Origin of the sequence: Streptomyces sp. ISL-36, from assembly GCF_018614205.1 — a bacterium.
Lineage (GTDB): Bacteria > Actinomycetota > Actinomycetes > Streptomycetales > Streptomycetaceae > Streptomyces.
Genome location: NZ_JAGGOS010000057.1, coordinates 74,438 through 86,961 on the forward strand (window position 1 = coordinate 74,438; position 12,524 = coordinate 86,961).

The window sequence follows — 12,524 nt, forward strand, 5'->3', positions numbered from 1 at the left end:
TCCTAGCGCTTCTTGTTCGTCTTGCGGCGGCGGACGATGTACTTGCTCGAAGCCTTCTTCGGCGAGCGAGTACGACCCTCCTTCTGACCCCACGGGGAGACCGGGTGGCGACCACCGGAGGTCTTGCCCTCACCACCACCGTGCGGGTGGTCGACCGGGTTCATCGCCACACCGCGAACGGTCGGGCGAACGCCCAGCCAGCGCTTGCGGCCGGCCTTGCCCCAGTTGATGTTCGACTGCTCGGCGTTGCCGACCTCGCCAACAGTGGCGCGGCAGCGGACGTCGACCAGACGGATCTCACCGGACGGCATACGAAGGTGGGCCATCGTGCCCTCCTTCGCCAGCAGCTGCACGGAGGCACCCGCGGAACGGGCGAACTTGGCGCCACCGCCGGGACGGAGCTCGATCGCGTGGATCGTGGTACCGACCGGGATGTTGCGGAGGGCCAGGTTGTTGCCCGGCTTGATGTCGGCGCCGGGGCCGTTCTCGACCCGGTCACCCTGCGACAGGTTCTTCGGGGCGATGATGTAGCGCTTCTCGCCGTCCGCGTAGTGGAGCAGCGCGATGCGCGCGGTGCGGTTGGGGTCGTACTCGATGTGAGCGACCTTGGCCGGCACGCCGTCCTTGTCGTGGCGACGGAAGTCGATCAGACGGTAGGCACGCTTGTGGCCACCGCCCTGGTGACGGACGGTCACACGACCGGTGTTGTTACGGCCGCCCTTGCTGTGCAGCGGGCGGACCAGCGACTTCTCCGGCGTGGACCGCGTGATCTCGACGAAGTCGGCTACGGAGGAGCCACGGCGGCCCGGCGTAGTCGGCTTGTACTTGCGGATTCCCATTTCTCAGTCCTCGTCCGATTCCGGACGATCCAGACCGCCGTTAGGCGGTCGGACCGCCGAAGATGTCGATACGGTTGCCCTCGGCAAGGGTCACGATGGCGCGCTTGGTGTTGGCGCGCTTGCCGAAACCGGTGCGGGTGCGCTTGCGCTTGCCCTGACGGTTGATCGTGTTGACCCCGGTGACCTTGACCGAGAAGACCGCCTCGACGGCCTGCTTGATCTGGGTCTTGTTGGATCCGGGCGCGACGATGAACGTGTACTTGTTCTCGTCGAGCAGCGCGTAGCTCTTCTCGGAGACAACCGGCTTGACGAGGATGTCGCGCGGGTCCGTGAAGGTCTTGCTGGTGATCGTGGCCTCGGACATCAGGCCTCGCTCCCTTCGGTCTCAGCGGTCTGGGGGCCAGACACGAAGGACTCGAAGGCGGCCTTGGTGAAGACCACGTCGTCGGAGACGATCACGTCGTACGTGTTGAGCTGGCCCGGCTCCAGGATGTGAACCTGGGGCAGGTTGCGGGCGGAGAGCCACGCGGCCTCGTCGGCGCGGTCGACGACCAGGAGCAGGTTCTTGCGCTCCGAGATCTTGCCGAACAGCGTCTTCGCGGCCTTGGTGGAGACCTCACCCTCGACCACGCCGGTGACGACGTGGATGCGGGAGTGGCGCGCCCGGTCCGAGAGGGCACCGCGCAGGGCGGCGGCCTTCATCTTCTTCGGGGTGCGCTGCGAGTAGTCACGCGGCACGGGGCCGTGGACGACGCCACCGCCGGCGAACTGCGGCGCACGGGTCGAACCCTGGCGCGCGCGGCCGGTGCCCTTCTGGCGGTAGGGCTTCTTGCCACCACCGCGGACTTCGCCGCGGCGCTTGGTCTTGTGCGTGCCCTGACGGGCAGCGGCCAGCTGAGCGACGACGACCTGGTGGATCAGCGGAACGCTGGTCTTCGCGTCGAAGATCTCCGCGGGGAGCTCGACGGTCCCGGCCTTGTCGCCTGCCGGCGAAAGGATGTCAATGGTGCTCATCGGTTCCTCAAACCCCCTTGGCCGCGGTACGGACCAGGACGAGGCCACCGTTCGGGCCGGGGACCGCGCCCTTGATGAGCAGCAGACCCTTCTCCGCGTCAACGGCGTGGACGGTCAGGTTCTGGGTGGTGACCCGCTCGTTGCCCATGCGGCCCGCCATGCGGAGGCCCTTGAACACGCGGCCCGGGGTGGCGCAGCCACCGATGGAACCGGGCGAGCGGTGCTTGCGCTGGGTGCCGTGACCGGCGCCGAGGCCCTTGAAGTTGTGACGCTTCATGACACCGGCGAAGCCCTTGCCCTTGCTCTTGCCGGTGACGTCGACCTTGACGCCCGACTCGAACACGGCAGCGGTGATCTCCTGGCCGAGCGTGTACTCGCTGGCGTCAGCGGTACGCAGCTCCACCAGGTGGCGGCGCGGGGTGACGTCGGCCTTGGCGAAGTGACCCTTGAGGGGCTTGTTCACCTTGCGCGGGTCGATCTCGCCGAAGGCGATCTGGACCGACTCGTAGCCGTCGTTGTCGTTGGTGCGCACCTGGGTGACGACGCAGGGCCCGGCCTTGACGACGGTCACCGGGACGACCCGGTTGTTCTCGTCCCAGACCTGGGTCATGCCGAGCTTCTCGCCCAGGACGCCCTTAATGTTCTTTGCCATCTCGCGCGTCACCTCAGAGCTTGATCTCGATGTCGACGCCCGCCGGCAGGTCGAGGCGCATGAGCGAGTCGACCGTCTTCGGCGTGGGGTCGAGGATGTCGATGAGGCGCTTGTGCGTGCGCATCTCGAAGTGCTCGCGCGAGTCCTTGTACTTGTGCGGCGACTTGATGACGCAGTACACGTTCTTCTCAGTGGGCAGCGGCACCGGGCCCGCGACCGACGCACCAGTGCGGGTCACCGTCTCGACGATCTTCTTCGCCGAGGAGTCGATGACCTCGTGGTCGTAGGCCTTGAGCCGGATGCGGATCTTCTGTCCCGCCATGGCTACTCAGTAGTCCTGTCTCTCGTAACGCTCCGGAACCCGGGGGTTCTCTTGACTCCTCCTCCGACCCACGCGGTCGGGCGTGTCGCACTCCCTCTACGCAGAAGTCCCGAAGGATTTCCCAACCAAGGGGGTGCGGGCCCAGAAACCCGCGGAACCGGGGGTGGAACACCCACCGGGTGCCTGGTCGGCGCCCCGCTGACGCTTCCCGGAAGATTCCCGTACGTCCGCCCCTGAGAAGAGGCGACGAGTACTGTGGGACTCGCTTCCGGTCCTCCCGGCGGGAGGCGCGCAGCATCGGCACTCAACCGAGCAACCCCGACAGTCTGCCATACGGGATGCGGCGGTGGCCAATCGGGCCGAAGAGAGTACCCCGGACGTGACAGAGATCAAACCTGGGGTGCGACACGCCCCTCCCCCGCCGCCGGACGGCGCGGGCACGGTCCTCCCCGGGTGCTCAACCGACGCACACGGGACCCCCACACCGTCTTCGAACCCGCCCGCACGACATGCCGGGCATGTGCGGATTGCCGTCTCGCGACTGGTTACGGCTTCCGTCGCTGTGCCAAGGTGTCGCGGTGATCGATCTCGGGGGCAGCTCGGACACGCCGACACGGCGGACTCGGCTCGCTGACTACGCAGACATGCCCGTCGAACCGCAGGGCACGCCGGTACAGGCCACCGACGCATCCGCGCCGGATCCGTCTCCCGCGGGGTGGTCTCCACCACAGTGGTCTCCCCCGCCCTCACCATCTCCCGATACGCGCGAGCCCGCCCCGTCCTCTTCGGCACCCGGTGCGCGACGCCCGAACGAGCCGGAAGTGCCGCGGGACGCTGCGGCGGAAGCCAAGCGACGCGAGTTCGAAGCGGTCCTGGAGCTCTTCCGTATGACGGCGGTGCTCGTGCCGCGCCGGGACCGGTCCTGGCTGACCGTCGACTTCGGCGGCGTGCGGTGGATCCTCGCGTTCTCCGACGAGTCGGCGCTGGCCAGGTACGCCCTCGCCCGGGGCGAGGGCGGAGCGGAGTGGGAGTACGAGACGGTACTCGGGGCGCGGCTGCTGGACGTGGCCGTGCCGAGCGCGGGGGTGCCGTGCGGGGTGGCCCTGGACGCGGCGGACGGCGCGGAGCACGCGGTGCTGTTTCCGCCGGTGGCCGGCGTCGTACCGGACGCTGCGGCGGTGGACAGGGATGTCACGGGAGCTGACGCGTGGGGGGCGGCACGGTGAGCGGAGGCGGAGGCGAGGCCGGCAAGGACCTGGCCACGAGTGGGCTGAACGAGATCGCGAACGGCCTGACGCTGGCGCTGGGCGAGCTGAAGGAGCTCGGCATGGACAGCATGGCGGGGGAAGGACGCGGCTTCGGCGAGATCGCGCTCCCCGGCCTGGCGCTGGGCCACGAGGGGCTGACGGGGACGTTCTCGTCGTTCTGCGAACGCTGGGAGTGGGGCGTGCGCGCCCTGATCGACGAGGGCAACGCGTTCGCCGTGGCGACGGGCCTGTCCGCCGGTACCTACCACGAGACCGAGCAGTACCTGGAGGGCACGTTCAAGATCGTGACCAATGCGGCCATCGGCAATCCGTACGCCTCTGAGGACGAGGTCACGAAGCAGGAGTGGGGCGACATCGCCACGTCCGGGATCTTCGGCGGGGTCGACTACAGCCAGGAGTCCTTCGACCAGGCGCGGGCCAACTCGGCCCAGGGCTGGAAGGACGCCGGGCGCGATCTGATGACCTCACAGACGATCGGTCTGCCCGGCATGAACCCACAGAACCTGCACTCCTCCGTCGGCGTCTCCGACGCCCAGTACGAGGAGATGCTCGACGGCATGTTCGGTCCCTCGCCGGAGGAGCGAGCCGCCGCCCAGCAACAGCAGGGCGTGCCGCCGCAGCAGCCGAGGGGTGACGAGGGCTGATGGGCGGCCTGCTCGACGACCTCGGCAACGGCCTCAGCGACCTGGGCAAAGGCATCGAGGACGGCATCAATGAAGGCCTCGGCGCCATCGAGGACGGCATCGACTCCGGCAAGAAGGCGCTGGGCGAGACCGTCGACTGGGCGACCGACAGAGCCGGCGAGCGCCTCGAGTCCTACGGTCTGCACGCGGCCGCCGACGCGGTCACGGACTGGGGCGACGGTGTCGCGTCGGATCTCGGCGCGACCCCTGGCGAGAAGCAGCTCGGCCAGACCGAGGAGGCCAACGAGCTCGTCCGCGGGAACCCCACCACGATCCTGGAGAGCGCGGCGCACCTGAAGGACTTCCGGGCGGCCTTCGAGAAGGTCGGCCAGGGCATGAGGAAGGTCGACTCCTCGCGCTGGAAGGGCGTGGGCGGCGACGCCTTCCGCGAGAAGTTCGGGGTGCATCCCACGAAGTGGCTGCACGCGGCGGACGCGTGCGAGACGGCAGCCGCCGCGCTCGAGGCCTACGCGCACACGGTGAAGTGGGCGCAGGGTCTGGCGTACGACGCCATCGAGATGTACCGCGAGGGAAAGCGCGTCTCGGAGCAGGCCGTAGCGGCGGCCACGAAGGACAAGGACGCCGGGGCCGCCAAGGCCGAGGACCCCGGGAAGGCGTTCATCGAGGAGGCCAGGGCGCTGCTCGCCCACGCCCGCGAGCAGCGGAACACCGCCGCGACCGAAGCCCAGTCCAGGGTGGAGAAGGCCCTGGCCCACGCCCCGGCCGAACCTCCGCCTCTCGAGCGTCTGGGCGACAACCTCGCCGACGGATACCAGGCGTACAACACGGAGCTGACCCACGTGGTGGGCGGCGTCCTCAAGGGAACGGCGGGGCTGGTCAACTTCGCCCGCGGCCTCAACCCGACCGACCCGTACAACCTGACGCACCCGGCCGCGTACATGCAGAACGTCTCGATGACGCTCTCCGGCCTGGTCTCCACGGTCGCCCACCCCGAGCGCGTCGTGACGGCGGCGGTCGAGGGATTCAAGAAGGACCCGTCCGAGTTCATCGGCCGCCTCGTCCCGGAACTCTTCGGTACGAAGGGCACGGGTTTCGCCGGCGGCGGCCTGCGGGCCGCGGCCAGGGAGGGGCTGGAGGCGGCGGCGTCGAATCCGGCGACGAGAGGCCTGAAGTACGGGGACGACGTCACTGGAACGCCGCCGACGCCACCTGCCGGGCTGGTGGACGAGGCGGCCCCTCACGCGCCGACGGCCGGGGTGTCCGACAACGCGGTCTCCCCGTTGCCCGAGGGCTGGACGATCGACAACCCCGCCGCCCACCCCACTCCGACGGGCCTTGTCGACGACGCGCCCGCGGCCAAGGACTGGGACGGCCTGGCCCAGGCCACGGACCACGTGGACCAAGGGGCCGTCCACGCGGATTCGGTGGATGGCAAGACGGCTCAGGAGTTCCTGGACGATCAGTATCCGGAGCTTCAGGGGGTCAATGACGGGCCTGGCGGGCACGCCGACAGTGGTTTCACGTATGAGCCCCACGTTTCGGCGGACGAGTTTCTCGACCTCAGTGTCGATCAGAAGCACCAGGTCGCGGCAGCCGAGCTCAGCGACGGGGCGGTCAGGTTTCCGGACGACGGCGCGGCTATCGCGTACGGCAGAGAGCATTGGAACGACTACGCGGAGAACCTGCCGGAGTCGACACGAAGCGCACTCCTGGATTATTCGAATGAACTGGGTCCCACCAATCCCCTTCATGCCACCTACAAGGAGATGAACGGATATCTCCGCGGCGATCCCGACTTGGGCACACCGAATGTCCTTCGTAACATCGAAGAGGTCGACAAGGCGCTGGCTGGTGGCCGACTGACCGAGGATGTCATGGTGGTGCGCGGATCAGGAACCAGTCACCTGAATTTCGAATCCGCCAGCGACCTGATCGGGCAGAAGCTCCCCGACAATGGCTACATGTCGACGTCACTCGGCAACAATCCAGTGGACGCCTTCAAGGGCCAGGACTCCATACTGCATCTCCGTGTCCCGCAGGGCACTCCAGCCATCTGGATGGAGAAGGTCAGTCACTTTGGGATGGGAGAGCGCGAGCTGCTCCTCGGGCGCGGCACAACCTACCAGGTGACGCGGGCCTTCAAGGATGAAAACGGCCAGCTGCATATTTACGGCGAAGTCCTCCCCGGGAACTAGAAAAGGAATGCTCGAATGAATTCCGAATGGGAAAAAGCGCCCCGCTTCGTCAAAGAGACGACCAATCCTCACTTCGAGGAGGACCTGCAGTTCAACATTGCTCCGGGAGGCCCACAGCGCTACAACCGTCAGACCGACAAGCCCGTGCAGTACATCACTGTGGCCAACGCCCAGGGCGCGGAGATCGGCTACGTGTGGTTCAACGATGAAGATGCGGCAGCGAACTGGATCGTACGCAAGGACGGTGGCCCTGCCGCCTTCAACGAGGGCGACCGATGGGTGCGTCGGCTTTACGACGGCAAGGCGCGGGGCATGACGCCGTCCCAAGTGCTGGCAGAAATGATCAGGGAGTCGCCTTCTGCCGCATCCAGCCATGTGGTGCCCGGCTCCCTCGACGAGGCGCCGAACCCGGAAGCGCTCCGAGCACGTGCCGGATGGCCCCCCAGGGGGACCGTGGAGAAGGCGGCGACCGGGACGCTGTTCGGCCTCGCCCTCGGGGACGCTATGGGGTACCCCACGGAGTTCCTGACCATGGAGCAGATCAGCGCGAAGTTCGGTCCATGGCGGAAGATGGGTATGCCACTCTCCCCGGGCGACGTGGTGCGAGTGACCGACGACACCCAGATGGCACTGGCCGTCGGTGAGGCCTTGGCAGAGGTCATCGGACGTGCGGAGGAGACGCGACGGGCGCCGGGGACACAAGAGGCACTCAGGGCACGGGGCGGAGCGCCCTCCCTCACCCCTGCCGCGGTCGAAGCAGCTCTGCGTACGCACTTCGTGTCGTGGCTCCGCGATCCCGACAACAACCGGGCCCCCGGTAAGACCTGCCTGGACGCATGCGCCGCACTGGAGCGCGGCATTCCCTGGCAGGACGCCACCGTCATCAGCTCCAAGGGCTGCGGGGCGAACATGCGCGTGGCTCCCGTCGCCCTCGTACCCGGCCTGTCGGCCGAACAGCGCTCAGGCATCGCACAGTTGCAGGCAGCGATGACGCACGGCCACCCGACCGCGCTTGCCGCCAGCGACCTGACGGCGCATGCCATCTGGCTCATCGCCCACGGCTGCACCACGGGCGATCTTCTCCCCCAGCTGCGCTCCTACGCGCTGGAGTCACGACAGAAATACCATGCCGACTGGCTCGGAGACCTGGCGCACAAGGCGGGAGCGCCGGACCCCGCGTCGTACATCGCCTTCGGATGGGACGAATGCCTGGGCGCCCTCGACAAGGTGACCGCCGCGCTGCGCTCCTCGGACATCGACCAGGACCCCTGCGTGGCCGTCGGGCCAGGCTGGATCGCCGAGGAAGCCCTCGCCACTGCCCTGTACTGCTTCCTCGTCGTGCGCGGCGACGCCCGCTCAGCGATCCGGAGGGGAGCACACTCCTCTGGAGACTCCGACTCGATCGCAGCCCTCGCGGGTGCCTTCGCCGGGGCCTTGCGCGGCCCCAAGTACTGGCTGCCCGAGTGGATCGAACTGCTGGAGTACCAGGACCGCATCCGCGCCCTGGGCCGAGCCTGGGACTGAAGCTGAGTACTGACATCAGGGGCATCGGGGCGCCGCACCCCACCCGCCGGGCGACCGCCTGGCTCGGCGCGGTCTACGGCGGGCTCGTCGAGCTCGCCGTACCGCAGCCGGTGCTCGAGACGGACACGGCCTGGCTGCTGTCCTGCCGGGCCCTCCCGCAGCCCGGATACCCGTCCTCGCCCATGCTCGCGGCCTCGCTCGCCGTACCCAAGGACGGCAGTTCGCCGTTCCACCCCGCCTCCAGCGCCCCGCTGAGGGACCTTGAACCGGCTCCGGCACGCGAGACCACCGCTCGCGTCCGGAACCAGGCGCGCCGTGTCAACGCCCGCGGATGCGTGGCCGCCCTGCACTCCGCACTCGGCGGACACCGGTCGGTCGCCCTGCCCTGGCGCCCCGCCCATGAGGCCCCCGGATGGTGGGACAGGCTGAACCGTCGGTACTTCCCGGGCTTCACGCACGTGCCGGTGGACGACTGGAACGACGTGATCAGGGCCCTTCACGGACCGGGCCCGGACACGCGCGGGCTCGTGTGGGTACGCCGCGAGGCCGGCGGTCAGGAGGCGACAGGGAACCTCGTCTACGCCCACAACAACAAGGGTCAGGTCGTCCTCCTGGACGGCGTCACGGGCTCCCTGGCCGTGCTGGACACCTCGCACCTACGCGAGCTGATCCTCCTCCGGTCACTGCCGACGACGCCCTGACGGCGGACGGCGGTTTCGCTCAGTGCGGTGGTGGCCCTCGTCTCCGGCGAGGACGAGGCCCGCGATGAGGAACTTCGCGGCCTGAGGGAGCTCGAACACGTTCCCCCAGCAGTCTGATTCCCGCCCAGGCACCCTCCTCGCAAGCAGGCAAACGCTCCATTGCCGGATTGACGGGACACGTGAGGCTGAAGGGCAGCGCTCCGGGCAGGGGCAGGACATGCGGACCAGTGACGAGGTCTATCACCAGGTCGTGTGGGATCCCCGCTTGGAGGCGGAGCGCTTCGTCATGGGGATCGCCGAGCGCGGGGGCAGGCCGCCGCAGCGGATCGCCCTGGCCGATTTCGTGCCCGGTGGGGAGATCCCCTGGCACCGGGTGCTCTTCTTCGAGGCCGACGGCGAGCGCGTCTGGGACCGGGCCTCCCACCTGGACCGGGTGGCGGAGCTGCTCCCCGTACCGAGCCGGACGGCCCCCTCGGCCGTGCTCGCCGTTCCGCCGTCGCACCGCACCGCCCTCGCCTGGGTTCCGCCGCACGACCTTTGGCCCACCATTCAGCACATCCGCCGCGCGCACGACCGGCAGATCCACCGCTGGCCGCCCCACGTCAACGTCCTCTTCGGTTTCGTGCCCGAGGACGACTTCGGGCGGGCGGTCCCCCTCGTCGCGGCCGCGCTGGCCGAGGTGCCGGCGTTCAGGGCGCGGCTGGAAGGGGTGCACTGGTTCGGGCACCGCGAGGACGCCACCGTCTGGCTCGACCCCGCCGCGGCCGACGAGGAGCCGTGGGCGCGGCTGCGGGACGCCCTGGAGGCCCGCTTCCCCCTCTGCGCGGACCGGCACAGAGGCTTCACGCCGCACCTCTCCCTGGGGCGCAGCCGCGACCCCCACCGGCTCGCGACCACCTCCGAAGCCCTGCTCGGCACGATGACCGCGCGCGTCACCGAGCTGGTCCTGCTCTCGCGCCGGGGCGGCGACGAGCCGATGCGGGCACGCGCGGCCGTCCGGCTCGGCACGGGCGACGTCCGGTGGACCCGGGAGCCCGACTGACGCCCAGCCCGGGAGCCCGACTGACGCCCAGCCCGTCGAGCTGCCGCTGCCGTAGGCGGAGTGGATGACCTGCCTGCGCGTTGGCGAACGGGACCACGAGAATCCGGGATACTTTCTGCTCTCGAACAAGAGATCCCGCACAACCCCAGGTACCGCACACCCGTCTAGCAAGGCGCAGGATCGGCACCCAGCACAGGGGAAACACCACCAGTGGACGACAGATCCGAGCCCAGGACGGGTCTGCCCCGTCGACGCCGCGTGCTCGCCGCCGCGATCGGGGCCGCCGCGCTCGCCGGCCCCCTCGCGGGCAGCCTCGCCGGTTGCTCCGTACCCGCTCCCCGGCGCACCGGCCCCACCGCGGACCCCGCGCCCGGGATGCCGATCGCCAGCTCGCGCCGGGCGCAGCTGATGCAGTTCGCCGCGCACCCGGACGACGACCTGTACTTCATGAACCCCGACACCCAGCGCATGGTCGACTCCGGGGTCCCGCTCGTCTCCGTCTACGTCACCGCGGGCGAGCACACCGGGAAGAACTGGATCGAAGGGATGCCCCAGACGGCACCCGACAAGGCCGCCTACTCCTCCGCACGCCACCAGGGCCTGCGCCAGGCGTACGCGACGCTGCTCGGCCTCGACCCGTTCACGCCCTGGCAGAAGGGCGTCACCCCCCTCAGGGCCGGGCGGAGCGCCGAGATCAACACCCTCACGCACGGCGGGCGCCGCGTCGAGCTGATCTTCCTCAATCTGCCGATGCACACCACGCGGCGCTACATGGCCCTGCCCGCCCTGTGGAACGACCGCGCCCTCGAACTGCGCACCCACCTCTCCGCCGACTCCCCCGTCGACCGGTCACACACCTACGACCACGACCAGCTGATCGACGTCCTCGTCGGTCTGCTCGACCGGTACCGGCCGACCGTCGTCCAGACCCTCGACCCGGACCCCGACATCCAGCTGAGCGACGAGGCGACCCGCAAGCGGGACAGCGAGCAGGCCGGCTACTCGGACCACGGCGACCACACCGCCGTCGCCTGTTTCTCCTGGGCGGCGCTGATCCGCTGGGTCGCCGACACCGCCCGGAGCGGGGGGACGATACCGGCGTTCGTCGCGACCGCCTTCCGCGGCTACTACAACCGCCACTGGCCGAAGAACCTCCCCCCGCAGGTCCTCAAGGAGAAGGCCGGGCACCTCGTCCCGTACGGCGGCGATCCCTCCTGGCAGTGCGGCAACCCCTCCGGCTGCGGCGACTACAGCGTCGGCGGCGACCGGCCCCTCACCAACAAGAAGGGCTGGGTACGCGCCACCCACTACCGCTGGCCCGGCAAGGGCCCCGCGGTCGTCGAGCGGCCCGACGGGCGGCTCGACGCCTACGGGGTCCTCGGGCTGCGCGCGGTGCGCTGGCGGGAGACGGAGAAGGGCTCCGGCCGGTGGGGCGAGCCGGACGACCTGGGCGGCGGTCCGCTCGCGCCCGCGTTGGGCTCCGCCGCACTCCCCGACGGCCGTGTCCTCCTCTTCGGGGTTCGCTTCGCCGCGCTCACCGGCCACGGCGGCGCGAACCGGCGGGAGGTCGTGCTGCTGGAGCAGCGCTCCCCCGACGGCCCGTTCCTCGCCTGGCGCGGCCTCGGCAATCCGGAGCGCGGCGACGACCGGGGGCGCCGGATCGGTGTGCCGGTGGCCGTGGCGGCCGACGACGGCCGGGTCCATCTCTTCGTACGCGACGCGGACAAGGGAGTGTCGACGCGGGTACGGGAGGTCGGCGGCGCCTGGAGCGCGTGGCGGGCCCTGGAGGGCGACGCCGAGGTACAGGACGGGCTGGACGCCGTGGTCGACGACGCCGGGCGGGTCCTTGTGCTGGCGGCGGGCCGGGAGTCCGTCGTGCACTGGATCGACGGCACGCTCTCCGACCCGCTGCCGGCGGCCGGTGATCCCGTCGCCGCCGTACCGGGCGCGGACGGCCTGGAGGTCTTCTACCGGAAGCCGGCGGCCGGGGAGCTGCTGTCGACCGGGAGCACGGTGGTCCGCTTCGACGGTCACGGCCCGGTGGCCGCCGCGGCGGGGCCGGTCCTGCTCGGCCGGGACCTGCGCGGCCGGGTCCAACTCCACGAAGGCGGGCGGCTGTTCACCCGTACACAGGGAGCGGTGGCGGTGCAGAACGCGGCCCTGTCGGGCACCACCGCGGTCGGTCTCGGTGCCGACGCCCACCCGTGGTCGTGGCGCCCCTCGCTCGGCACACAGGGCTGAGCCCCCAGGGCGGCGAGCCGCGAGGCGGCGCCGACGGAACAACACCCGACGGGACAGCGCCGTCTCGACAGCGCCGACGGAA

General features: G+C 69.9%; 12 protein-coding genes. 7 read left to right on the forward strand and 5 right to left on the reverse strand.

Annotation, left to right across the window (positions count from 1 at the left end; translation table 11 throughout):
- Positions 1 to 2 precede the first annotated feature (2 nt).
- The 5 genes from rplB to rpsJ are packed head-to-tail and all read right to left on the reverse strand — an operon-like array spanning position 3 to position 2,827.
- Positions 3 to 839 carry a 50S ribosomal protein L2 gene (gene rplB / locus J7E93_RS15910; RefSeq protein WP_158989422.1) on the reverse strand — a complete coding sequence of 279 codons (837 nt, stop codon included), beginning with the start codon at positions 837 to 839 and terminating at the stop codon, positions 3 to 5.
- 40 nt (positions 840 to 879) lie between these two features.
- Positions 880 to 1,203, reverse strand: coding sequence for a 50S ribosomal protein L23 (gene rplW, locus J7E93_RS15915; RefSeq protein WP_158989420.1), 324 nt, complete (start codon positions 1,201 to 1,203; stop codon positions 880 to 882).
- A complete protein-coding gene (rplD, locus tag J7E93_RS15920) occupies positions 1,203 to 1,853 on the reverse strand; it encodes a 50S ribosomal protein L4 (RefSeq protein ID WP_158989419.1) in 651 nt (216 codons plus the stop codon). Before rplD ends, rplW begins: the two co-directional genes overlap by 1 nt.
- 7 nt (positions 1,854 to 1,860) lie before the next feature.
- The gene (gene rplC, locus J7E93_RS15925) at positions 1,861 to 2,505 is read right to left on the reverse strand and encodes a 50S ribosomal protein L3 (RefSeq protein WP_158989417.1); all 645 of its coding nucleotides are present in this window, start codon (positions 2,503 to 2,505) and stop codon (positions 1,861 to 1,863) included.
- A 13-nt stretch (positions 2,506 to 2,518) separates the two neighbouring features.
- On the reverse strand, positions 2,519 to 2,827 hold the full coding sequence (gene rpsJ, locus J7E93_RS15930; RefSeq protein WP_003948644.1) for a 30S ribosomal protein S10: 309 nt from the start codon (positions 2,825 to 2,827) through the stop codon (positions 2,519 to 2,521).
- A gap of 821 nt (positions 2,828 to 3,648) precedes the next feature.
- Here rpsJ and J7E93_RS15935 point away from each other — a divergent pair.
- The 7 genes from J7E93_RS15935 (at position 3,649) to J7E93_RS15965 (ending at position 12,442) form a co-directional block, all read left to right on the forward strand.
- Complete coding sequence (locus tag J7E93_RS15935; RefSeq protein WP_215069816.1) at positions 3,649 to 4,053, forward strand: SseB family protein; 405 nt, start codon at positions 3,649 to 3,651, stop codon at positions 4,051 to 4,053.
- Entirely contained in the window at positions 4,050 to 4,739 is a 690-nt protein-coding gene (locus J7E93_RS15940; protein ID WP_215069817.1) for a hypothetical protein, read from the forward strand. Before J7E93_RS15935 ends, J7E93_RS15940 begins: the two co-directional genes overlap by 4 nt.
- Positions 4,739 to 6,934 (forward strand): ADP-ribosyltransferase, encoded by a 2,196-nt coding sequence (locus J7E93_RS15945; protein WP_215069818.1) that lies wholly within the window; start codon positions 4,739 to 4,741, stop codon positions 6,932 to 6,934. Before J7E93_RS15940 ends, J7E93_RS15945 begins: the two co-directional genes overlap by 1 nt.
- Before the next feature lie 453 nt (positions 6,935 to 7,387).
- On the forward strand, positions 7,388 to 8,458 hold the full coding sequence (locus tag J7E93_RS15950) for an ADP-ribosylglycohydrolase family protein (protein ID WP_308368672.1): 1,071 nt from the start codon (positions 7,388 to 7,390) through the stop codon (positions 8,456 to 8,458).
- Positions 8,398 to 9,159: a toxin glutamine deamidase domain-containing protein gene (locus J7E93_RS15955; protein ID WP_215069819.1), complete on the forward strand. Its 762-nt coding sequence runs from the start codon at positions 8,398 to 8,400 to the stop codon at positions 9,157 to 9,159. The genes J7E93_RS15950 and J7E93_RS15955 overlap by 61 nt, the downstream gene beginning before the upstream one ends.
- A gap of 217 nt (positions 9,160 to 9,376) precedes the next feature.
- Positions 9,377 to 10,201, forward strand: coding sequence for an RNA repair domain-containing protein (locus J7E93_RS15960; RefSeq protein WP_215069820.1), 825 nt, complete (start codon positions 9,377 to 9,379; stop codon positions 10,199 to 10,201).
- A 210-nt stretch (positions 10,202 to 10,411) separates the two neighbouring features.
- On the forward strand, positions 10,412 to 12,442 hold the full coding sequence (locus tag J7E93_RS15965; protein WP_215069821.1) for a PIG-L family deacetylase: 2,031 nt from the start codon (positions 10,412 to 10,414) through the stop codon (positions 12,440 to 12,442).
- Positions 12,443 to 12,524 lie beyond the last annotated feature (82 nt).